We start from the raw sequence: 22,296 nt of genomic DNA, 5'->3' as shown, positions 1-22,296 counted from the left end.
GCTGGTCAGTGCGCCGCCGGACGGGGCCACCAGATGATCGCATGCAGGCCCGGCCCGGTCTCGCGTGCCTCCAGCCGCAGCTCGCCCTGGTGCCGCTGCGCGATGGAGCGCGCAATGGCCAGGCCGAGCCCGAAGCCGCCCTTGCCGGCGCGCGCGCCACGGCGAAAGCGCTGGCCCAGCGCGGCGCGCTCATCTTCGTTCAAGCCGGGCCCGTCGTCCTCGACGTTGAGGCTCCACCCCGCCGCGTCGCCGGCCGCGAACAGCGTGATCGTGCCCTCTGCAGGCGTGTAGGCGATGGCATTGGTCACGAGGTTGCTCAGCGCCTCGCGCATCAGCCCGCGGTCGGCGATGGCCATGAACTCCGGCGTAGGCGAGTGAATGCCCAGGTCGATGCGCTTGGCGCGCGCCAGCGGCAGCAGGTCGACCGCCACCTCGCGCAGCAGCGCCGCCATGTCGAAGCCGGCCGGCTCGACCGACACCGTGTCGCTGCGTCCCAGCGCAAGCAACTGCTGCGCGCTGCGCGTCGCGCGGCCGATCTCGGTGGCCAGCGCGTCGAGCGCGAGCTGGATCTGCGCCGGGTCCTGCTCGCGCCGGGCGTAGTCGGCCTGCATCTGCAGCGTGGTGAGGTGGGTGCGCAACTGGTGCGACGCGTCGTCGAGGAACTGGCGCTGCTGCGTCACCAGCTCTTGCGTGCGCGACATCTGCTGGTTGACCGCGGCGACCAGCGGGCGCACCTCGGCGGGCAGGTCAGCCTCGGCGATGCGCGTGAGGTCGTCGGGCGTGCGCGCCTGCACTTCGCGCGCCAGCCGCGACAGCGGGCGCAGCGCCGCGGCCAGCGCCACGGCGGTGCCGCACAGCAGCATGGCCAGCACCAGGCCGTCGCGCAGCGCGGCGCTGCGCACCAGGCGCGCTGTGAACGCCTGCCGCGAGCGCGTGCTTTCTCCCACCTGCACCAGCACGCTGCGGCCCGTGCTGCCGGCCGGCGCGCGGTCGAGGTCGCGGCGGTAAGCGGCCAGCCGCACCGCTTCGCCGAAGTAGGTGGCGTCGTAGAAAACCGGCGTGCCCATCTTCAGCGCGAAAGGCGGCGCGGGCAGGTCGGCGCTGCCCAACTCGACCAGCCCGTCGGAGGTCGACACCCTGAAGAAAACCTGGCCGCTCGCCGTGAGCTCGAAGAACTCGAGCATCGTGTACGGCAGCTCGACCGAGAGGCCGCCCGACGCGGTCGAGATGTTGGCGTCGATCGACTTGAGCGCACCCAGCAGCGATCGGTCGTAGGCCGCGTTGGCTGCGGCCAGCGCGTCGTGACGCGTCATCCACAGCTCCAGCCCGGTCACGACCAGCAGCGCGGGAAACAGCAGCAGCGCAAGGCGCTGCCACAGGCTGGCGCGCCGCAGGCGTGCATTCCGCAACGACGGCATGCCCACCTAGTCTGCTTCCAGCACATAGCCCAGCCCGCGCAGGGTGACGATGCGCACGCCGCTGCCGTCCAGCCGCTTGCGCAGCCGGTAGACGAAGACTTCCACCGCTTCGGGATGCACCTCCTCGTCGTCGGAGAACACGCGCTCCAGGATCTGCTGCTTCGACAGCGGCTCGCCGCTGCGCTGCACCAGCACGCGCAGCACCGCCAGTTCGCGCGGCGACAGCGCGAGCGCCTCGCCGTTCAGCGTGAAATGTCGGCGCGCGCCGTCGTACACCAGCGGCCCGCAGGCCAGCCGCGGATGCTCCACGCCGCGCGCTCGGCGCACCAGCGCATGCAGCCGCGCCTCGAGTTCGGCCAGCGCGAAGGGCTTGGCGAGGAAGTCGTCCGCGCCCGCGTTGAGCGACGCCACGCGCTCGTTCAGCGAGTCGCGCGCCGTCAGGATCAGCGCGGGCAGCCGCTGGTCGCGCTCGCGCAGGCGTTGCAGCACCGTGTGCCCGTCGAGCCCGGGCAGGCCCAGGTCGAGCACCAGCGCATCGTGGTCGCGCTGCTGCAGCGCCCGATCGGCCAGACGCCCGTCGTCCACCCATTCGACCTGGATGCCCGCGTGCTCCAGCGCCTTGCAGAGCCAGGTGCCCAGGGTGTGTTCGTCTTCGGCCAGGAGAATGCGCATGGGCCGATGCTAGGGGCTGCGCCAGTCAATCCGGCTTGATGTTTGCCCTTGCGATGACCTTTTGCCAGCGTGCTTGTTCCGCCGCAATGAACTGAGTGAACTGCTCGGGCGTACCGCCGACAGCTTCGGCCGCATCGGCCGTCAGCCGCTGCATCGAGTCGGGCGACTTCACCGCCTTCATCGTCTCGGCCGACAGCTTGGCCATCTGCGCGGGCGTGATGTTGGCGGGCGCCAGCATGCCGTACCACTGCGTCATCTCGAAGCCGGGGAAGCCTTGCTCGGCCACGGTCGGCACGTCGGGCAGCTGCGCCAGGCGCTTGGCCGAGCCGGTCGCGATGCAGCGCACCTTGCCGGCCTTAATGAACGGAATGATCGCCGCCGCGCCGATGGCCGACGCGTCGAGCCGGCCGGAGAGCAGGTCCGTCACCATCGGCCCGGTGCCGCGGTAGGGCACATGCAGCATGAACACGTCGGCCGTCATCTTCAGGTACTCGAAGGCCAGGTGCCCCGCGCTGCCGTTGCCGGCCGAGCCGTAGCTGAGCTTGCCCGGCTTCGACTTGGCATAGGCGATGAACTCCTTGAGGTTCTTGGCCGGCACGTCCGGGTGCACCACGTACAGGCTGGGCACCTTGGCCAGCAGGCTCACGGGCTTGAAGTCCTTGTTCGCGTCGTAGGGCAGCTTGGCAAAGATGTACGGGTTGACCGCCAGCGTGCCGATGTGGCCCAGGATGATCGTGTGCTGGTCGGTGCTGCGCGCCACCTCGCTCATCGCGATGTTGCCGGCCGCGCCGGGCTTGTTGTCGACGAACACGCTCTGGCCCAGCGTGCGCGAGAGCTCGGCGGCGGTGGAGCGCGCGACGATTTCCGAGCTGCCGCCGGGCGCGAAGGGCACGACGAAGCGGACCGACTTGCTGGGCCAGGCGTCCTGCGCCGAGGCCAGCGAGGGCAGCAGGCCGCCCAGGCCGAGGGAGCCGCCGGCCTGCAGCCAGTGGCGGCGGTTCATGTGTGTGTGGTTCGGGAACAGGTCGGACATGGGCTTGTGTCTCCAGCGCTTTGGTATTGAAAGCGCGCATCCTGCCCGGCGGATGCTGTCGGAATGCTGTCACTGCGTCCGTGCCAACCACCCTGAATTTGTTTCTTTACGTTACATTTGTCGAATAAGAGAAAACTGAGGGAGGAAAAGCCGATGAGTAATGCGGCGCGAGTTTTTCTGGATTGCTATGCGCAAGGCAAGGAGCCGGAGGGCGGGTGGACATTCGGCAAGGCCTTGAGCCAGGCTCGGCTCGACTATTCGCATGCCAGCCTCGAGCGGGTGAACACGTTGCTCGATCAGATCAGGGCCAAGGTGAAGCCCGAGCGCGAGGCATTTCTCTCAACGCCGGGCGGGCGCAACTTCTGTGACTTGCTGGCCTACTACCTCGTGAGCTTCGTCGTGAAGAAGTCTGGCGCGCGCATCGGCTGGCACGACTTCGCATCGGCGCAACAGGTGCTGGGCTCGGCCGCACGCTTGGCGGAAGGCACGCAGTCGCGCATCGTGGCAATTGCCAGGGATGTCGGCGTGGCGTTGCTGCCACTCGTATGGATCGAAGACAAGCTGTTCGGCGCCGGCCTCGCGCCCACCTGCGCGAACTACGTGGCGGGCTGCGGCGCGCGGCTCGACCACGCGGGGCCAGTGGCCTGGGCAGCGGCCGTGCACTCGCTCGGCTTCCTCGCCTCCTATTCGATGTTCATGGTGTCGGGGGGCACGGTCCTGGCGCCGACATTGCTGCGGCCCGATGCGGATGGCGAGCGCTTCTCTCTGGTGGCCATGTTCGACGACACGGCTGACGGGGCGCTGCAGCGCGGCCGTGCCGCCTTGGCGCAGGAAGAGGGCGGTCCCCGCCATGCCGCGTTCGCCTGCGAGGCCAGTGTGGGGCTGCCCAAGGGGCGCACGGCCATCGTGGTGGAACTGCGTTGCCACGGCGACAACCCGTTGGCAGTCACCGTCGTGTTCCCGTACCGTGCCGCGACCGACCCGCACGGTTTTGCGATCTTCAAGCCCCAGTTGATCGAAGGCAGCGTGCCGGCCGAGGCCGAGGGGCTGTTCAATCGCTCCCTGGAGGCCGGTATCCAGCACTTCAACTGGCCGTCGGGCTCATGGGCGCGCTTCCGCGACGCAGCGCAGGCCGTCGAGACGCAAGCCCGGCAGCAAGATCGGGACGTGGTTGCCTACGCCGACGGACAGCACGCGATGACAGGCGACGCGGTGTTGTCCGGCCGAGGCCTTTTCCCCTCGTGCGTGATCGAGGTTGGGCAGGCGGCGGGGGAGGCCGCCGGGCTGCGGATCCAACTCTGCAATGGCACGAGGCAGACGCTGTCGCCGGACGAGGCGAGGGACACGCTGGTATTCGTTGCGCGGCAGTCGCCTGATTTCGTCACGGCTTGCGTGCGTTTTCTCCAGCAGCAGGCAGTCAACGGCTCGCTCGACCAAACGCTGCGGGGAGCGCCGCATGCGCAGTTCGCGCTTGGCAACCTTCAGTTCCACGGCCTTGCGCTCGAGCGCGACCAGAGGCAAGGGCTGTGCCTCTGGCAGAGCGCAGCCGACTCGGGCTACGCGCCGGCCGAGCGCGAGATGGGCATCATCTACCTGGAAGGTGGCGTGCTCGCGCCAGACCCCTCCAAAGGGCTGGGCCTGCTGCGCCGCGCGGTGGACAAGGGCGATCCGGTCGCGCTGACGCGCTTGGCGATGATGTATCAGGAGGGCTTGGGTGTGGCCAGGGACGAAGCCAAAGCCGTGACATTGCTGAGGCATGCGGCCGCTGCCGGATTCGCGGACGCCCAGTACCACTTGGCCATGTGTCTTCAGGACGGCCGGGGCGTCGTTCAGGATTACGAGCTCTGCGTGCAACTCTACGCCCAGGCCGCTGCCCAGGGGCATGCCGCGTCAATCAACAACCTGGCCGACAAGTACGAGCATGGGCTTGGCGTGGCGCAGGATTTCGACATGGCGTTGTCGCTCTACCGGAATGCGGCTGAAAAGAACGTCATCGCCGCGTGGTACAGCCTTGCCGGCATGTATGCCGACGGTCGAGGCGTGGCACGCGATGTCGAGCAGGCAGTGCGCTGGATGAAGCTGGCGGCCGAGCACGACTTCCTCGACGCGAAGGCCCGCCTGCGAGCGATGGTGTTGGACTCGAATGCCGCCCTTCGTTCGCAAGGCGCCGCGGCGCTGCTCGATGCTTCACGGCTCGATGCAGGCACCCTCCATGAACTGGCCGGGCGCATCTACACCCCCGAGATCGCGGAGTCCTTGCCGGTCGCGTTCCTGCTTTATCTGCAGGCAGCGAACAAAGGGCATGCCGATGCGCAACTGCAGGTTGCCTTTCGCTATCGGCGCGGCTTTGGCGTGGAGATGGATGTGCCGCAGGCCATCCGTTGGTACCAGCGAGCCATGGCTTCCGGCAGCCCGTATGCGGGCGAGGATATGGGCGAAATCTTCGAATACGGCGAATTGGTGCCGAAGGACCTGCGTCGCGCGGCCGAGCTGTATGCGAAGGCGATCGAGGCCGGCAGCCTCACGGCCCGCGACCGGCTGGAGGCGCTGCAGCGGTCGGGTGTGGCAACGCCCGACCCCGGCAAGGTGGGCGGTACCGGCAAGCCCGGATGGAAGTTCTGGTACTAGTACTGCCCGACAGCTAGATCAGGTTGCGCATCGCCTGCGCCGTCTCCCGCAGAACGGGCAGCACCCGCGCCACCGCGTCTTCCGAGCTCTCGTGCCCCATCGGCATCGTGATGTTCAGCGCGCCCACCAGCGTCCCGTGGCGGTCGCGCAGGGGCGCCGCGATGCCGCGCGAGTTCAGGTCGAGCTGCTGCTCCGACAGCGCCCAGCCCTGCGCCCGTATGCGCGCCAGCTCCAGCTTCATGCGCTCCATGCTCGCGATGGTGTGCGAGGTGAAAACCGTCAACTGCTTGGTCGCCAGCCACTCGTTCAGCTCGGCGTCGCTGCGCAGCGCCAGCATCAGCATGCCCGAGGCCGTGACCTGTGCCGGCACGCGCGCGCCCAGCACATAGCCGGTGCTCATGCTGCGGTTCGGGCCGTTGCGCGCGATGTAGACGACCTCGTCGCCGTCCATCACGCTGAGGTAGGCGATCTCGTTGGTGCCGGCGGCCACGCGCTGCAGAAAAGGCTGAACCACGCGCGGCAGCCGGGCCGATTCCAGGTACGAGCGGCCCAGCCGCAGCACCCGCGGCGTGAGCCAGAACAGCTTGCCGTCGCTCGCCACGTAGCCCATGTGCTGCAGGGTGAGCAGGTAGCGCCGCGCGGCGGTGCGGGTCATGTTCGTGCGCTGGCCCGCCTGGCTGGCGGTGAGGCGCGGGTTGGCATCGTCGAAGGCCTCGATGATGCTCACGCCGCGCTCCAGGCCGGCAATCCAGTCGCGCTTGTCCAGGCCTGCGGGAGGTGTCGAGTCGTCCTTGCTCATGGGCGGAAGTGTGCCTGCGGCGATGCGGTTGGCGTTGGTATTCAGTGCAGGTAAAAACCCTCGATTTGAACGATTAACGATTTTTACAGTTCGATTATCGAACGCTTTGAGGTATGCAGCCCTGCATGATTGGGCTGAAGCGACTATAAAGCTCGCCATCCGGCCTCGAAAAGAGCGATTGACGAACGGAAGCAAGCACATGAGCCATTCCATCAGCGGCAGCACCCAGGCGTACCTGATTCCGGGCGACCCGGTTCGCAACGTGCGGCTGCCGCGCATGTTCAATGCGGCCTTCGAGCGCTTCGGCATCGACGCGGTGCTGCTGCCCATGCAGGTGCCGGTGCGCGACTTCGCGGTGTTCTTCAAGTCGGCCTTCCTGGCGCGCAACCTGCGCGGCATGGTGATCGCGCCGCCGCACAAGCCGCTGGTGGTCGACCTGCTCGACGGCTGCGGGCTCTTCGGGCGCGTGGCGGGTTCGGTGAACGTGGTGCGCCGCACCGAGGGCGACCAGCTTGAGGGCGACCTGTTCGACGGCGAAGGCCTGATCGGCGCGCTTGACCACTGCAACATTCCCTTTCGCGGCAAGCGCGTGCTGATCCTCGGTGCGGGCGTGAGCGCCGCAGCCATCGGCGTGGCGCTGGCCGAGGGCGGCGTGGTGAACGGCGCCGCGCACATTTCGTTCTTCGACCGCGCCGCCGGCAAGGCCGCGGGCGTAGCCGCCAAGCTCGACGCCTTCTTCGACGCCACGGTGGTGGCCGTCGACAGCAACGCCCCCGAAGGCTACGACCTGGTCATCAACGCCACGCCGCTCGGGCTGGTCGAGGACGACGCACTGCCCGTGGACGTGGCGCGCATGGACAGCCACGCCGCGCTGTTCGACATTCTTTTGCGCAACCAGCCCACGCCGCTGGTGCGCGCGGCCCGCGCGCGCGGGCTCAATGCGCAGGCCGGCTTCGAGATGCTGATCCAGCAGATGCCGCACTACCTGCGCTACTTCGGCCACGCCGAAGCGGCCGAGGCGCTGCGCGCCGACGCCGACTTCCTGCGCGAAATCATCTACCCGCCAGCCATGCACGGCGAAATCGCCAAGCCCCTGCGCTATCACTCACCCAGCGTGGCCTGAGCCACGCCTTTTCCCATTCAAGAGACTCGACATGATTTCCGGCAAGACAACGCTCATCGCCCACCTGGGTTTTCCGACCGAAGCCTTCAAGGCGCCGATGATCTACAACCCCTGGTTCGACAAGCAGGGCATCGACGCGGTGGTGGTGCCGATGGGCGTGAAGCCCGAGGACTACGCGGCCTCGCTGCCGCAGATCTTCAAGTTCAGCAACCTGCGCGGTGCGCTGGTGACGATGCCGCACAAGGTCACGACCATGGCGCTGGTGGACGAGGTGACGCCCACGGCGCGCGTCGCCGGCGCCTGCAACGCGATCTTGAAGCGGCCCGACGGCACGCTGCTGGGCGACCAGTTCGACGGCGCCGGCTTCGTGCGCGGCGTGGAGCGCAAGGGTCGGCTCTTCAAGGGCACGCGGGTGCTGGTGTCGGGCACCGGCGGCGTGGGTTCGGCCATTGCGGCGTCGATAGCCGCGGCAGGCGCCGCCGAGCTGATGCTGTTCGACATGAGCGAAGCCTCGGCCGGTGCGCTGGCCGCGCGGCTGCGCGAGCACTATCCGCAGATGAAGGTGAGCACGGGCTCGAAAGACCCGGCCGGCTACGACGTGGTCGTCAACGCCACGCCGCTGGGCATGAAGGAGGGCGACCCTCTGCCTTTCGATGTGGACCGCATCGATCCTTCGACCTTCGTCGGCGAGGTCGTCATGAAGACCGAATACACGCCGCTGCTCGAGGCCGCAAAGGCCAAGGGCTGCCAGGTGCAGGTCGGCACCGACATGCTGTTCGAGATGATTCCGGCGTACCTGGAGTTCTTCGGCTTTGGTACGGCGTCCCCAGAAGAATTGCGTGCCGTGGCCCAACTGAAATATTGAAAGGCGGAGTCACCGCATGAGCATTTTCGAAGGCTTTCTCTCCACATCCGAAACGCTGGGCGCGTTCAGCGACCGCGCGTTCGTCGACGCGATGCTGCGCTTCGAGGCCGCGCTGGCGCGTGCCCAGGCCGCCGAGGGGCTGATTCCCGAGAGCGCCGCGCACTCCATCGTGAGCAGCTGCAAGGTCGAGCTGTTCGACGTTGCCAAGATCGTCCGCGAGAGCGGCCGTGCCGGCAGCGTCGCCATTCCGCTGGTCAAGGCGCTGCGCGAGGCCGTGAGCCTTTTCAACGCCGAGGCCGCGCCTTATGTGCATTTCGGCAGCACCAGCCAGGACGTGATCGACAGCGCGATGGCGCTGGTCACGCGCGAGGCGGTCGCGCTGGTCGAAGCCGACCTGGCCAGGGCGGCCGATGCCCTGATGCGCCTTGCGACGGAGCATGCGGAAACCCCCATGCTCGCGCGCACGCTGATGCAGCCGGCTTCGGTCACCAGCTTCGGCTTCAAGTGCGCCGGCTGGGCCGCGCCGCTGGTGCGCAGCCGCCTGCGCCTGCGCGAGGCCGCGAAGCACGCGCTGCAGTTGCAGCTCGGCGGCGCCGTCGGCACGCTCGCGCAGATGAAGGGGCAGGGCGCGGCCGTGCGCCAGCGCATGGCCAAGGAACTGGGCCTGGGCGACCCCGGCGCGACGTGGCACACGCAGCGCGACGAATGGGTGGCGCTGGGCTGCGAGCTGGGCCTCATGACGGGCAGCCTCGGCAAGATCGCGGTCGACATCGCGCTGCTGGGCCAGTACGAAGTGGCCGAAGTCTCCGAGCCCAGCGAACCCGGCCGGGGCGGCTCGTCGGCCATGCCGCACAAGCGCAACCCGGTGGCGTCGATGGTGGCCATTGCCGCCGCCCATCGCGCGCCGCAGCGCGTGGCCGCCTTGCTCGGCGCCATGCCGCAACAGCACGAACGCGCGCTCGGCGCCTGGCAGGCCGAGCTGGCCGAATGGCCGCAACTGCTGATGTCGGCGCACGGCAGCGTGCGCGCCATGGCCGGTGCGCTGCCGGGCCTGCAGGTCGACGCCGCGCGCATGCGCGCCAACATCGACCGGCTGCGCGCCGAACTCCCGCGCGACGCGGCCGACGAATGGTTCGACCCCGCGCTCGCCATGAACGCCGGACAGACCGCCCTCGCCGAAGTGAAGGCGATGCAGGCCCGGCTCACAGACAAGGAACTCGCCCAATGACCGCCCCCGAAAACCCGCCCGTGGAACCCGGCGTCTACGAAGCCGGCCTCGTCAACCGCCGCCGCGTGCTCGGCGACGCATGGGTCGACAAGTCGCTCGCCAACCGCAACGGCTTCAACGCCGAGTTCCAGGAACTCATCACGCGCCATGCGTGGAACGACATCTGGGGCCGTCCCGCGCTGGGCGACAAGACGCGCCGCTACATGGTGCTGTCGATGATGCTGGGCATCCACGCGTATGAGGAATTCGCCATGCATGTGCGCGCCGCGCTCGACGGCCCGCCCGAGTCGCGCCTCACGCCCGAAGACATCAAGGAAGTGATCATGATGGCCGCCATCTACTGCGGCGTGCCGGTGGCCAACCACGCCTTCGGCATCGCGACCGGCATCCTGCGCGAGAAGGGCCTGCTGCCCGCGACGCCGGCGACCGCCGCGCAGTGAGCCCGCCGGTCGCCCGCAAGGGCCGCTTCGACGTCAGCTTCGCGCTGTTGCTGCCGCTGCTGCTGGCGGCGCAGCCCGTGGCCACCGACAGCTACCTGCCGGCGCTCCCCGCCATCGCCAAGGAGCTCGGCTCCGCCAGCACCAGCCTCACGCTGTTCGTGCTGGCTTTCGGCTTTGCGCAATTGCTATGCGGCCCGCTGGCAGACCGCTTCGGCCGGCGGCCGGTGCTGCTGACCGGGCTCGGCTGCTATGTGCTTGCAGCGCTGGGCGGTGCGTTCGCGGACAGCGTGGCGCTGCTCGCGGGCTGGCGTGCGCTGCAGGGCTTCTCGATGGCGGCGATCCTGGTTTGCTCGCGTGCCGCGGTGCGCGACCTGTACCCGGCGCATGAGGGGCCGCACGTGATGGCGCGCGGCCTCACCGGGCTGGGCGTGGTGGGGCTGCTGGCGCCGCTGCTGGGCGCATGGCTGGTGCAGGGCGCGGGCTGGCGCTGGGTGATGGTGGCGATGGCGGTCTATGCCTCGGTGCTGTTCGCGATGTGCTGGCATTCGTTCGCCGAAACGCGCAGACCGATGAGCGAGGACGGCCTCTCCGCGCCGCGCGGCAGCACCCGCACCGTGTTCGCGAGCCGCTCTTTCCGCGCCTGGGCCTCGGTGGCCGCGTCGACCTACGGCGGGCTCTTCTGCTTCCTGCTGCTGTCGCCGATGGTCTACATCGGCTACCTCGGCTGGTCGCCCGCCTGGTACGGCTGGATCCCGGCCGGCGGCTCGCTGGTCTACATCTTCAGCACCACCATGTGCCGCACTCTGCTGCGGCGCTACGGGCCGGTGCGCACCGTGCGGCTGGGCGCCTCGCTCAGCATCACGGGCGCGGTGATCCAGGCGCTCGGCTGCTGGCTGCTGCCGCTCAGCGCGGTGCCGCTGCTGGCGGGCCACGCGGTGTACTGCCTCGGCCACGGCATCCACCAGCCCTGCGGGCAGGCGGGCGCGGTGGGCGACCTGCCGCACCTGGCGGGCCGGGCCGTGTCGTGGTCCGGCTTCGGCATGATGATGGTCGCGTTCTGCGTGGGGCAGCTGGCGGCGCGCTTCGTCGATACCGACTACACCTACGGCGCCTGGCCGATGGTCGTGCCCATGCTGCTGGCCGGCGTTTCGCTGATGGCCATCGCATTCTTCTGGCTGCCACGTCTTCAACATCCGACAAAGGAAACCACACCATGACCCGTTTGAATGTCGTTCGCGAAGGCGACGGCCCGATCGTCGTGCTCAGCCATGCGCTCGGTTGCGACCTGACCATGTGGGACGGCGTGGCCGCCCAGCTCGCGCGGGCCCACACCGTGATCCGCTACGACCACCGCAACCACGGTGCCTCCGAAGTGGTGCCGGGCCCCCTGCGCATCGAGACGCTGGCGGAAGACGCCGCCGAGCTCATCCGGCGCGAGGCCGGCGGCGAGCCGGTGCATTTCGTCGGCCTGTCGATGGGCGGCATGACCGCGCAGGCGCTGGCCGTGCGCCACCCCGAGCTGCTGAAGACCGTGGTGATCGCCAATTCGTCCGCGCACTACCCCGACCAGGCCCCGTGGCGCGCGCGCGCGGAGACGGTCAATGCCCAAGGCGTGGCCGCCATCGCGCCCGGCGCGGTGTCGCGCTGGCTCACGCCCGACTTCGTGACCACGCCGGAGGGTGCGGCCGCCGCCAAGGCGCTGCACGACGTGCTCGTGCGCACCGACGCGCAGGCCTACATCGAGAGCTGCAATGCCGTGGCCGCCATCGACTTCCGCGAGAGCAACCACCGCATCGCCGTGCCCACGCTGGTGATCGGCGGGCTGCGCGACGAGGCCACGCCCATGGCCATGTCGCAGGCCATTGCCGGCGCGATTCCGCATGCGCAGCTGGCCACCATCGACGCCGCGCACGTCAGCGCCGTGGAGCGCCCGGTGGAGTTCACGCAACTGCTGATCGATTTCTGGCGCAGTCTTTGAGGGCTGGGCGCTACACCGGCGGCCTAGGTGTATCCCGTATTTCGTGCGAATAATGGACGCATGTGATCGATGATCGATCAGAGGGCCGCTGAATAGATTGTGGTGGGAGCCGGGTGTTTCTAAAGTCCACCCCCATGCATCGCTCCATTGCCACCGTCTCGCTCAGCGGCACGCTCCGCCAAAAGCTCGAAGCCGTCGCAGCCGCGGGTTTCGACGGCATCGAGCTGTTCGAGGCCGACTTCATCAACTTCAAGGGCACCGCCGCCGAACTGCGCCGCATCACGGCCGACCTGGGCCTGTCGATCGACCTGTACCAGCCGTTCCGCGACTTCGAAGGCATGCCGGAGCCGCAGTTCCGCCGCAGCCTGGAGCGCGCCGAGCGCAAGTTCGACCTGATGGAAGCCATGGGCGCGCCGCTGGTGCTGTGCTGCTCCAACACCTCGCCGCTGGCCGTGAACGACCCCGCGCTGGCCGCGGCCCAACTGCATGAACTGGCCGAGCGTGCCGCGCGCCGCAACCTGCGCGTGGGCTTCGAGGCGCTGGCCTGGGGCCGGCACACATCGCTGTACGGCCAGGCCTGGAACATCGTCAGGCAGGCGAACCACGCGCACCTGGGCCTGATCCTCGACAGCTTCCACACGCTGTCGCTGAAGGACGATCCGGCCGGCATCGCCGACATCCCCGGCGAAAAAATCTTCTTCCTGCAGATGGCCGACGCGCCGCTGCTGTCGATGGACGTGCTCCAGTGGGCGCGCCACCACCGCTCGTTCCCGGGGCAGGGCGACTTCGACGTGATCGGCTTCTTCACGCAGGTGCTGCGCGCGGGCTACACCGGGCCGCTGTCGCTGGAGATCTTCAACGACATCTTCCGCGAGACGCCCAACCGCCGCACCGCCGTGGACGCGATGCGCTCGCTGCTCTACCTCGAGAGCGAAGCACGCCAGCGCATGGCCGGCACGCCGGTGCAGCCGCAGCGCGTGGAGCTGTTCAATCCGCCGCCGGTGCCGGCGCTGTCGGGCCTGTCGTTCATCGAGTTCGCGGCCGACGAGGCCTCGGCACTCACGCTGGCCGCGCTGGTGAAGCAGCTGGGTTTTCGCCGCGTGGGCAGGCACCGTTCGAAGGCCGTCACGCTGTACCGCCAGGGCGAGGTCAACCTGATCGTCAATGCCCAGCCCGATTCCTTCGCGCGCAGCCGCTTCGACGCGCACGGCACTTCGGTCTGCGCGCTGGGCGTGCGCTGCGCCGATCCGCTCGCGGCAGTGGGCCGGGCCACCGCCATGCGCTCGCAGCGGCACGACAGCCCGGTCGGCCCGAACGAGCTGCGCGTGCCGGCGGTCGTCGCGCCCGGCGGCAACCTCATTCACTTCGTGCCCGAGGCGCTGGGCGCCAACGGCCTGTACGAAGCCGATTTCATCCTCGAAGACGGCGGCCCCGACGAATCCGACGCCGGCCTGCAGCGCATCGACCACGTGGCGCTGGGCCTGGCGGTCGATCAGCTCGACACCTGGGTGCTGTTCACGCGCGCCGTGCTCGGCCTGGAGCCGGGCGAGAGCCTGGAGCTGGCCGACCCCTTCGGCCTCATCCGCAGCCGCGGCGTGGCCAACGCCGACCGCAGCCTGCGCCTGGTGCTCAACGTGTCGCTGAGCCAGCGCACCCGCACCGCGCGCACGCTGAGCGTGACCGGCGGCGGCGCGGTGCACCACATCGCGCTGAGCTGCGCGGACATCTTCGACACCGCCGCCAAGCTGCGCGCCAACGGCACGCGCTTCGTGCCCATCTCGGACAACTACTACGACGACCTCGCGACGCGCATCGACCTCGCGCCCGAACTGCTGGCGCGCATGCGCGCGGCGGGCGTGCTGTTCGACCGCTCGGCGGCCGGCGACTACCTGCATATCTATACGGAGAGTTTCGAGGGGGGACTGTTCTTCGAGGTCGCACAGCGCGTGGGCAACTACGACGCCTACGGTGCCCTCAACGCACCGGCGCGCATGGCTTCCCAGGCGCAGGATTGATTAGGTTTTTTTGTCAACACTGGAGACACACACATGGCAAGCAACACAGCCCATGAGCCGCAAGGCAGGCACCAGTCGAAGAAGGCCGCCGCAAGCGGCTGGATCGGCTCGGCGCTGGAGTATTACGACTTCTTCATCTACGCCACGGCCGCGGCGTTGATCTTTCCGCAGATCTTCTTTCCCAAGGGCGACCCGACGACGGCCATCGTCGCGTCGCTCGCGACCTACGGCGTGGGCTACGTCGCGCGCCCCATCGGCGCCTTCGTGCTCGGCCACTGGGGCGACACGCACGGTCGCAAGCAGGTGCTGGTTCTTTGCATGTTCCTGATGGGCTTCTCGACCGTGGCCGTCGGCCTGCTGCCGACCTACGACCAGGTCGGCCTGCTGGCTCCCGTGCTGCTGGTGCTGCTGCGCCTGGTGCAGGGTTTTGCGGTGGCGGGCGAGATCTCGGGCGCCAGCTCGATGATCCTGGAGCACGCGCCGTTCGGGCGCCGAGGCTTCTTCGCGAGCTTCACGCTGCAGGGCGTGCAGGCCGGCCAGATCCTGGCTGCCGCGGTGTTCCTGCCGCTGGCCCACTACATGCCTGAAGAATCCTTCAACTCCTGGGGCTGGCGCATTCCGTTCCTGCTGAGCTTCCTGGTCATCGTGGCGGGCTACATCATCCGCCGCGAGGTCGACGAGACGCCGGCCTTCGCCGAAGTCGACAAGAAGGGCGAAGTGGCCAAGGCGCCGATCGTCCAGGCCTTCACCGACAGCTGGGCCGACATGCTGCGCGTGGTGTGCATGGCGCTGATGAACGTGATTCCGGTGGTGGCCACGGTGTTCGGCGCGGCCTATGCCGTGCAGGCCGCCTACGGCATCGGCTTCCAGAAGGACGTGTACCTGTGGATTCCCGTGCTCGGCAACATCCTTGCCGTGATCGTGATCCCGTTCGTGGGCAACCTGTCGGACCGCATCGGCCGCCGCCCGCCGATCATCGTCGGCGCGCTGCTCTCGGGTCTGCTGTCCTTCGTGTACCTGTATGCCATCAGCATCCGCAACGTGCCGCTGGCCATCGTCATGTCGCTGCTGATGTGGGGCATCGTGTACCAGGGCTACAACGCGACCTTCCCGAGCTTCTATCCGGAGCTGTTCCGCACCCGCAACCGCGTGTCGGCCATGGCCATCTCGCAGAACATCGGCACCACCTTCACCGCGCTGCTGCCCGCACTGTTCGCCGCCGTGGCGCCTCCGGGCTCGACCAACGTGTGGTTCACCGTCGGCGCCATCACCTTCGCGGTGACCGTGCTGGCCGCACTGGCCGCCCTGAGCGCACGGGAGACCTACCGCATCCGCATGAACGACCTGGGCAAGCCCGATGCGGTGCCGGTCGACAAGCAGGAATACGACCGCCTGCGCGAGCAGACGCTGCAGGACGCGCGCGTGTCCAAGGCCGCCGCCCGGGCCTGAGCCGGGTGGGGGCAGGCTGAAGACCTTTCGCCTGCCAAGGGTTGTGGCGCCGTGAAGAATGGCGCCATGACCACACCTTCTTCCTCGCACCTCAAGATCGACTTCGTCTCCGATGTGTCCTGCCCCTGGTGCGCCGTTGGCCTGAGTTCGCTCGAGGCGGCGCTCAGGAAGGTGGCGCCGGACGTCACCGCGGAGCTGCACTTCCAGCCCTTCGAGCTGAACCCGCAGATGCCGCCCGAAGGCCAGGACACCTTCGAGCACCTCAACCAGAAGTACGGTTCCACGCGCGAACAGCAGGCGCAGTCGCGCGAGATGATCCGCCAGCGCGGCGCGGCCGTCGGCTTCGAGTTCAGCCCCGAAGGCCGTCCGCGCGTGTACAACACCTTCAATGCCCACCGCCTGCTGCACTGGGCCGAGCTGGAAAGCCCGGCCAGGCAGGCGGCGCTGAAGAAGCTGCTGCTGAAGGCCTACTTCACCGACAGCCAGAACCCCTCCGACCCCGAGGTGCTGGTACGCGCCGCCACCGAAGCCGGGCTCGACCCGGCCCGCGCCCGCGAGATCCTGGCGAGCGACGAGTACGCCCAGGAAACCCGCGAACGCGAGCGCATGTACACCGACGCCGGCATCCACTCGGTGCCCGCGATCATCATCAACGACCAGCACCTGATTTCGGGCGGGCAGCCCGTCGAAGTGTTCGAGCGCGCGCTGCGCCAGATTGCCGGTGCTGCACCGGCGGGCCTGTCTGTAGCCTGACTTAGCTGGCTCTTAGGCGCCGGCTTTGCGCGGCGTTACGAGGGTAAAGAGCGTCAACGCGGGGCGGGGCACGGTGGTTGAGGAGAGCATCTCCAATCACTGTCACCATCAGGAGCTCCGAAGATGAAGAAGAAAAGCCTAGTCACCGCACTCGCCACGTTCACGCTCGTGGCAGCGACTTCCCTGCCGGCACTGGCCGACGAATACGGCCGGCATCCTTTCTACCTCCACGCGTTGTCCGACCTGCGCACCGCGGCCTGGCAGGTGGACCACCGCCGCCCGGAAGACGGCCAGGTCTCGCGCGACGAGATGGTGGTGCTCGACGAGATCCACGCCGCCATCGGCGACCTGCAGCACGCCGCATGGCTCGACGGCAAGCCCGTCGAATGGCGCGAGCCCACCGATGCATGGCTGCCGCGCGAAGGCCGGCTGCATGCGGCCATCGACCTGCTGCGCAAGGTGCGCTCCGACGTGGCGCGCGAAGAAGACGACCCGCGCTCGCGCCCGTTCCAGCAACGCGGCCTGGCGCATGTCGACGTGGCGCTCAACGCCGCGCAGCACGCCATCGGCGACGTGCGCCACCACGACATGCGCAGGGAGTGAGGGCGGTGGTGGCCACCCCCGGTGGATCCGTGCCGCTGCGCCGCGCGTCGCTGGCGCTGGGCGCCTGCGTGCTGGCACTGCTGGCGGCCTGCGCGAGCACGCCGGGCAGCCAGCGCCCGCTGGTGTCGCTGTCGCTGCCTTCCACGCAGGTCAATGACGCCACGCGCCTGCGCTGGCTCGACCGCGTGAGCTGGGGCGCCAACGCCAGCAGCGACGCGCACCTGGCGCAACGCGGCCTCGCGCTTTGGATGCGCGACCAGCTCAATCCGCGCCCCGCGCCGCTGCCGCCCGCGGCACAGGCGCAGATCGATGCGATGGCCATCTCGCACACGCCGCTCGACCAGCTCGTCATCGGGCTGGAAGCGCAGCGCAAGGCAGCGGACGCGCTGCCCGACGAAGACCAGAAGAAGGCCGCGCGGCAGGCCTATCAGCAACAGCTCAACCAGCTGGCGCGCGAGGCGCAGACGCGCTTCCTGCTGCGCGCGCTCTATTCGCCGAACCAGCTGCAGGAGCAGATGACCTGGTTCTGGATGAACCACTTCAACGTCAACCTGCGCAAGGACAACATCCGCGCGATGGTCGGCGACTACGAAGAGAACGCCATCCGCCCGCACGCGCTCGGCAAGTTCCGCGACCTGCTCGACGCCACGCTGCATCACCCCGCGATGCTGCGCTACCTCGACAACGCGCAGAACGCCGCCAACCGCATCAACGAGAACTACGCGCGCGAGCTGATGGAGCTGCACACGCTGGGCGTGGGCAGCGGCTATTCGCAGGGCGACGTGCAGGAACTCGCGCGCGTGCTCACCGGCGTGGGCGTCACCAGCGCACCGCTCGACGCGCCGCCGCCGAACGTCCGTCCCGCGGTGCGCGCGGACTATGTGCGCAAGGGCCTGTTCGAGTTCAACCCGAACCGGCATGACTACGGGCCGAAGACACTGCTGGGCCAGCCGATTCAGAGCCATGGCCTGGCCGAGGCCGACGAGGCGCTCGACCGCCTGGCGCGCGCGCCGGCCACCGCGCGTTTCATCTCGCGCAAGCTGGCCGTGTACTTCGTGTCGGACGATCCGCCGCAGGCGCTGGTCGACCGCATGGCCGCCGCCTTCACGCGCAGCGACGGCGACATCGCCGTCACGCTGAAGGCGATGTTCGAGTCGCCCGAGTTCACTGCGTCGCTGGGCCGCAAGTTCCGCGACCCGGTGCACTACGTGATCGCCGGCGTGCGGCTCGCCTACGACGACCGCGTGGTACTGAACGTCAACCCGATGATCAACTGGATCAACCGCATGGGCGAGCCGCTGTACGGCCACGAGACGCCCGACGGCTATCCGCTCAACGAGGTGGCATGGGCGAGTGCAGGGCAGATGAACACGCGCTTCGAGATCGCGCGGGCCATCGGCGCGAACGGCGCGGTGCTGTTCAGGGCGGACGACAAGGCGCCGCTGGAGAAGCCCGCGTTCCCGCAACTGGCCGAGTCGCGCGCGGTGCGTGCGATGCAGGGCGGGCTAAGCGCGGACACGCGCGAGGCGCTGGCGCAGGCGAAGAACCCGCAGGAGTGGAATACCTTCCTGCTGGCGTCGCCTGAGTTGATGCGCCGCTGAAGGTATTCGGCATTTCTCCCTCCCCCACTGGGGGAGGGCAGGGGTGGGGGCAAGCGGCGTTCGTTGAAGCGCTGAGGCTGGGCAAGCGCCGCTGAGCCCCCATCCCGACCTTCCCCCAGAGGGGGAAGGAGCAAGGCAAAAGAAAGGACACCGTCATGCAACGTCGAGAACTCCTGAAGCTCATGGCCGCCGCTCCCTTCGCAGGTGCCGCGGGCCAGCTCATGGCCGCGCCCGCGGCCGAAGGCACCAAGCTGCTGGTCGTGTTCCTGCGCGGCGCCTACGACTGCAGCAACCTGCTGGTGCCCACCAGCAGCGACTTCTACTACGCGTCGCGTCCCAACATCGCCATTCCGCGCCCCGGCACGCCCAACGGCGCGCTGCCGCTCGACGGCAACTGGGGCCTGCACCCCGCGCTCGCGCAGAGCGTGATGCCGATGTTCCAGCAGAAGCAGGCGGCGTTCATCGCCTTCGCGGGCACCGACGACCTCACGCGCAGCCACTTCGAGACGCAGGACTCCATCGAACTCGGCCAGGCACTGGACAAGCGCCGCGACTACCGCTCGGGCTTCCTCAACCGGCTGGCCGGCGTGCTCGGCGCGGGGCCCGTCACCGACGTGTCGCCCATCGCCTTCACCGACCAGTTGCCGATCTCGCTGCGCGGCAACGCCAAGGCCGCCAACATGGCGCTCGCGGGCAACGCGCGCTCTGCCCTCGACGCGCGGCAGAGCCAGGTCATCGCCAGCATGTACCGCAACACCTCGCTGGCCCAGCCCGTGGCGGAAGGCTTCCAGGTGCGCGACGAAGTGATGCGCGCCGTGCAGGCCGAGATGGACGCCGCCAGCCGCAACGCCATGACCGCCAAGGGCTTCGAGCTGGTCGCGCGCCGCATGGCGCTGCTGATGCGCGACCGCTTCGACCTGGGCTTCGTCGACGTCGGCGGCTGGGACACCCACGTGGGGCAGGGCGCCGCCACCGGCTACCTGGCCAACCGCTTCGAGGAACTGGGCCGCGGCGTGGCCGGCTTCGCCCAGGAGATGGGCGACGACGCATGGCGCCAGACCGTGGTCGTGGTCATCAGCGAATTCGGCCGCACCTTCCGCGAGAACGGCAACCGCGGCACGGACCATGGGCACGGGACCGTGTACTGGGTACTCGGCGGCGGCCTGTCGGCGCAGGCCGGCGGACAAATCGTGGGCGAACAGCAGGCGCTGACGCAGGCGACGCTGTTCCAGAACCGGGACTATCCGGTGCTCAATGAATACCGGGCGGTGTTCGGTGGGTTGTTCAAGCGGATGTATGGGCTGTCGCCGGCGCAGTTGGCGAAGGTTTTCGATGGAGTGGCGCCGAAGGATTTGCGGCTGGTTTGAGCGAGGTGCGGCTTGCGCCCCCTGCGGCGTGATGCGGCGTGATGCGGGTTTATCCCGAGCGAGTCTCGATGATGCACAGGCAAAGTACTTCATGTGCCTGGGCGGCCAACTTGAAATAAAGCAATAAAGTGCAGTTTTGGGTGGAAGCTTCCGAGCCGGCCAGCACGCCAAGAAGCAGAACCCGAGACACGCATGACAAGAACAAATCATCCCGGCCGCTGGATCGGCATAGTCGGCCTCATCGCTTTTTCGACGCTGCTCGCCGCCTGTGCGACGGGCGGAGGCGGGGCCGGCAGTGCGGCCGTGCCGGACAAGGCCTTGCTCGCCCAGGCTTGCGCCGGCATGGTGGGCAAGACAGTCTCGCCGGGGCAGATCGGACTGCCGAGCGGCGTGGCAACCGTGTCGTCGGCCGTGGTCGTTCCCGCCGTCACCGCAGCGCCAGCTTTCGCCGAATATTGCAGCGTGCGGGGCTCCATCGCACCCCTTGCGGCGGGTGCCGATCCGATACGTTTCCAGCTCAACCTGCCGACCACGTGGAACGAGAAAGCCGTCATGGTGGGCGGCGGCGGCTTCAATGGCACCGTTATCGATGCCGTCGCCGCACTTCGCGATGCGGCACCGGGCCAGCCACAGCCGATCACCCAGGGTTTCGCGACCTTCGGCACCGACTCCGGCCACGACGGCGCCACTTATGGCGCCACCGATCCCGCCAGGTTCGCGTTGAACGACGAGATGTTCCAGAACTTCGCGCATCAGTCGTACAAGAAGGTCAAGGACGTCGCGCACGTGCTGATGCGGCAGTACTACCTGCGCTCGCCGCGCAAGCAGTACTTCTATGGCGGCTCCGAGGGCGGGCGCGAAGGCCTGGTCATGGCGCAGCGTTATCCGCAAGATTTCGACGGCATCGTGTCCGTCGTGCCGGTGATCAACTGGACGGGGCTCTTCAACGGTTTCATCAACTACCAGTTGCCGCAGTTTTCCGGAGGGGCGATCAACGCCAGCAAAGTGCGCTTGCTTGCCAACTACGTGAACACCACATGCGACGCGCTGGACAACAGCGCGGACGGCGTGGTGAGCAACTACCTTGCTTGTCCGTCTCGCATCAATCTTCAGAGCCTGCGCTGTCCCGGGGGGCGCGACACGGGCGACACCTGTCTGTCCGACGCGCAGCTCGCAGTGCTCAAGGCCTCGTACGGGCCGACTGTCATGCCATTTCCGTTGGCCAACGGCACCACCACCTATCCGGGCCGCCTGTACGGCGGCGAGATCCAGTTCGGGGGTGAGGGCGTGGGGCGCTGGGTGACGACGGGCGTGGCGCCCAACCTGCCACCGACCGCGGCGGACGCTCGCGGCGTGATCTACGGCAGCAGCTACGCCCGCTACGTGATCGCAAGGAACGCCGCCTTCGACATCCGCACATGGAACGCGACGAACTTCCAGGCGCGCATCCAGGAGGTGTCGGCGCTGATGGACGCGACCAACCCCGATCTTGCGGTCTTCCGTGCGCGGGGCGGCAAGCTCATCATCCGCGAGAACGCGGGCGACTGGGCGCAGAGCCCCGTGGCGGGCATCCAGTACTACCAGAGCGTCGTCGGCAAGCTGACGCAGCCGGTCGTCGACGAATTCGTGCGCCTCTACGTGTCGCCTGCGTCCAATCACAACGGCACGGCGGCGAGCCTCACGACAGGCGCCGAGATTCCCACCAACCACGATCTGCTCACGACGCTGGACAACTGGGTGACGGGCGGCCGCGCGCCGGCCGATGCACTCGTGCAGGTGCGCAACTCGGCCACGGCTCCCTTCGGCACGCTTGCGACGCGTCCCATGTGCCGCTACCCGAACTACCCGGCATACGTGTCGGGCGACACGACGAAGGCGGAAAGCTACCGCTGCGTTGCCTCGTCGCCCTGAATTCAGTTCAGTATCTCTCCCATGCCGACGCGCACGCGTTCCTTGAGTTGCCGGATGTACTCCGCGTCGAAGAGCTCCCACGTTTCCAGTTCACCGACGATCCGCAGCGGCTCCCGGCTGCGGTACGAGCGCGTGGGATTGCCCGGAAACTTCTTGTCGGTGACGTTGGGGTCGTCCTCGAATGCGCCGGTGGGCTCGACGATGTAGACGCGGCCACGGCCCTCGCCCTTCGCCATTTCCGCGGCCAGCCCCGCGCCCTTTGGCCACGCGGTGAAGTAGATGTGGTTCATGACGACGCGCTCGTCGTAGTTCGAGCGGAAGCCTGCGGTGAGCAGGTCGCCCACCCGGAGGTCTGCGCGCGTGCCGTGGAAGTAAGGGCCGGGTTGCAACAAAGCCATCGCGGATTGTTCCTC

The 22,296-nt window shown here is 68.4% G+C and carries 19 protein-coding genes; 14 read left to right on the top strand and 5 right to left on the bottom strand.

Annotation, left to right across the window (positions count from 1 at the left end):
• Positions 1 to 5: 5 nt before the first annotated feature.
• Genes WIX39_RS21285 through WIX39_RS21275 form a run of 3 tightly spaced genes read right to left on the bottom strand, consistent with a single transcriptional unit; the run spans position 6 to position 3,123 of the window.
• Positions 6 to 1,418 (bottom strand): sensor histidine kinase, encoded by a 1,413-nt coding sequence (locus WIX39_RS21285; RefSeq protein ID WP_409195777.1) that lies wholly within the window; start codon positions 1,416 to 1,418, stop codon positions 6 to 8.
• A gap of 6 nt (positions 1,419 to 1,424) precedes the next feature.
• Entirely contained in the window at positions 1,425 to 2,090 is a 666-nt protein-coding gene (locus WIX39_RS21280) for a response regulator (RefSeq protein ID WP_106934028.1), read from the bottom strand.
• A 25-nt stretch (positions 2,091 to 2,115) separates the two neighbouring features.
• Complete coding sequence (locus WIX39_RS21275) at positions 2,116 to 3,123, bottom strand: Bug family tripartite tricarboxylate transporter substrate binding protein (protein ID WP_106934029.1); 1,008 nt, start codon at positions 3,121 to 3,123, stop codon at positions 2,116 to 2,118.
• 153 nt (positions 3,124 to 3,276) lie between these two features.
• On the opposite strand from WIX39_RS21275, the gene WIX39_RS21270 reads away from it, so the two are divergent.
• Complete coding sequence (locus tag WIX39_RS21270) at positions 3,277 to 5,751, top strand: SEL1-like repeat protein (protein ID WP_205367151.1); 2,475 nt, start codon at positions 3,277 to 3,279, stop codon at positions 5,749 to 5,751.
• 13 nt (positions 5,752 to 5,764) lie between these two features.
• Here the strand turns inward: WIX39_RS21270 and WIX39_RS21265 are convergent, their stop codons facing one another.
• Positions 5,765 to 6,550, bottom strand: a complete 786-nt coding sequence (locus WIX39_RS21265) for an IclR family transcriptional regulator domain-containing protein (RefSeq protein WP_081267039.1) — start codon at positions 6,548 to 6,550, stop codon at positions 5,765 to 5,767.
• A gap of 199 nt (positions 6,551 to 6,749) precedes the next feature.
• Here WIX39_RS21265 and WIX39_RS21260 point away from each other — a divergent pair, with 199 nt between their 5' ends.
• From WIX39_RS21260 to WIX39_RS21200, 13 genes are all read left to right on the top strand, one after another.
• A complete protein-coding gene (locus WIX39_RS21260; protein WP_106937403.1) occupies positions 6,750 to 7,673 on the top strand; it encodes a shikimate dehydrogenase family protein in 924 nt (307 codons plus the stop codon).
• Positions 7,674 to 7,704: 31 nt separating this feature from the next.
• Positions 7,705 to 8,538, top strand: a complete 834-nt coding sequence (locus tag WIX39_RS21255; RefSeq protein ID WP_081267041.1) for a shikimate dehydrogenase family protein — start codon at positions 7,705 to 7,707, stop codon at positions 8,536 to 8,538.
• A gap of 16 nt (positions 8,539 to 8,554) precedes the next feature.
• Positions 8,555 to 9,766 (top strand): 3-carboxy-cis,cis-muconate cycloisomerase, encoded by a 1,212-nt coding sequence (gene pcaB / locus WIX39_RS21250; protein ID WP_106934031.1) that lies wholly within the window; start codon positions 8,555 to 8,557, stop codon positions 9,764 to 9,766.
• Positions 9,763 to 10,206, top strand: a complete 444-nt coding sequence (locus tag WIX39_RS21245) for a carboxymuconolactone decarboxylase family protein (protein ID WP_106934032.1) — start codon at positions 9,763 to 9,765, stop codon at positions 10,204 to 10,206. The genes pcaB and WIX39_RS21245 overlap by 4 nt, the downstream gene beginning before the upstream one ends.
• Positions 10,203 to 11,423 (top strand): multidrug effflux MFS transporter, encoded by a 1,221-nt coding sequence (locus WIX39_RS21240; protein WP_106934033.1) that lies wholly within the window; start codon positions 10,203 to 10,205, stop codon positions 11,421 to 11,423. The genes WIX39_RS21245 and WIX39_RS21240 overlap by 4 nt, the downstream gene beginning before the upstream one ends.
• Positions 11,420 to 12,184 (top strand): alpha/beta fold hydrolase, encoded by a 765-nt coding sequence (locus WIX39_RS21235; RefSeq protein WP_106934034.1) that lies wholly within the window; start codon positions 11,420 to 11,422, stop codon positions 12,182 to 12,184. The genes WIX39_RS21240 and WIX39_RS21235 overlap by 4 nt, the downstream gene beginning before the upstream one ends.
• A 134-nt stretch (positions 12,185 to 12,318) precedes the next feature.
• Complete coding sequence (locus WIX39_RS21230) at positions 12,319 to 14,199, top strand: bifunctional sugar phosphate isomerase/epimerase/4-hydroxyphenylpyruvate dioxygenase family protein (RefSeq protein ID WP_106934035.1); 1,881 nt, start codon at positions 12,319 to 12,321, stop codon at positions 14,197 to 14,199.
• A gap of 33 nt (positions 14,200 to 14,232) precedes the next feature.
• Positions 14,233 to 15,648, top strand: a complete 1,416-nt coding sequence (locus tag WIX39_RS21225) for an MFS transporter (RefSeq protein ID WP_081267047.1) — start codon at positions 14,233 to 14,235, stop codon at positions 15,646 to 15,648.
• A gap of 66 nt (positions 15,649 to 15,714) precedes the next feature.
• Positions 15,715 to 16,401, top strand: a complete 687-nt coding sequence (locus WIX39_RS21220; protein ID WP_106937404.1) for a DsbA family oxidoreductase — start codon at positions 15,715 to 15,717, stop codon at positions 16,399 to 16,401.
• Positions 16,402 to 16,524: 123 nt separating this feature from the next.
• Positions 16,525 to 17,004, top strand: a complete 480-nt coding sequence (locus tag WIX39_RS21215) for a hypothetical protein (RefSeq protein ID WP_106934036.1) — start codon at positions 16,525 to 16,527, stop codon at positions 17,002 to 17,004.
• A gap of 5 nt (positions 17,005 to 17,009) precedes the next feature.
• Positions 17,010 to 18,605 (top strand): DUF1800 domain-containing protein, encoded by a 1,596-nt coding sequence (locus tag WIX39_RS21210; RefSeq protein WP_409195776.1) that lies wholly within the window; start codon positions 17,010 to 17,012, stop codon positions 18,603 to 18,605.
• A 155-nt stretch (positions 18,606 to 18,760) separates the two neighbouring features.
• Positions 18,761 to 19,972: a DUF1501 domain-containing protein gene (locus tag WIX39_RS21205; protein WP_081267049.1), complete on the top strand. Its 1,212-nt coding sequence runs from the start codon at positions 18,761 to 18,763 to the stop codon at positions 19,970 to 19,972.
• A 192-nt stretch (positions 19,973 to 20,164) separates the two neighbouring features.
• Entirely contained in the window at positions 20,165 to 21,883 is a 1,719-nt protein-coding gene (locus WIX39_RS21200) for a tannase/feruloyl esterase family alpha/beta hydrolase (protein WP_106934037.1), read from the top strand.
• 2 nt (positions 21,884 to 21,885) lie between these two features.
• Here the strand turns inward: WIX39_RS21200 and arr are convergent, their stop codons facing one another.
• A complete protein-coding gene (gene arr, locus WIX39_RS21195; RefSeq protein ID WP_106934038.1) occupies positions 21,886 to 22,281 on the bottom strand; it encodes an NAD(+)--rifampin ADP-ribosyltransferase in 396 nt (131 codons plus the stop codon).
• Positions 22,282 to 22,296 lie beyond the last annotated feature (15 nt).

Origin of the sequence: Variovorax sp. AB1(2024) (assembly GCF_037482385.2) — a bacterium.
In the GTDB taxonomy this organism is placed as follows: domain Bacteria; phylum Pseudomonadota; class Gammaproteobacteria; order Burkholderiales; family Burkholderiaceae_C; genus Variovorax.
This window is presented reverse-complemented; position numbering and strand designations above follow the sequence as displayed.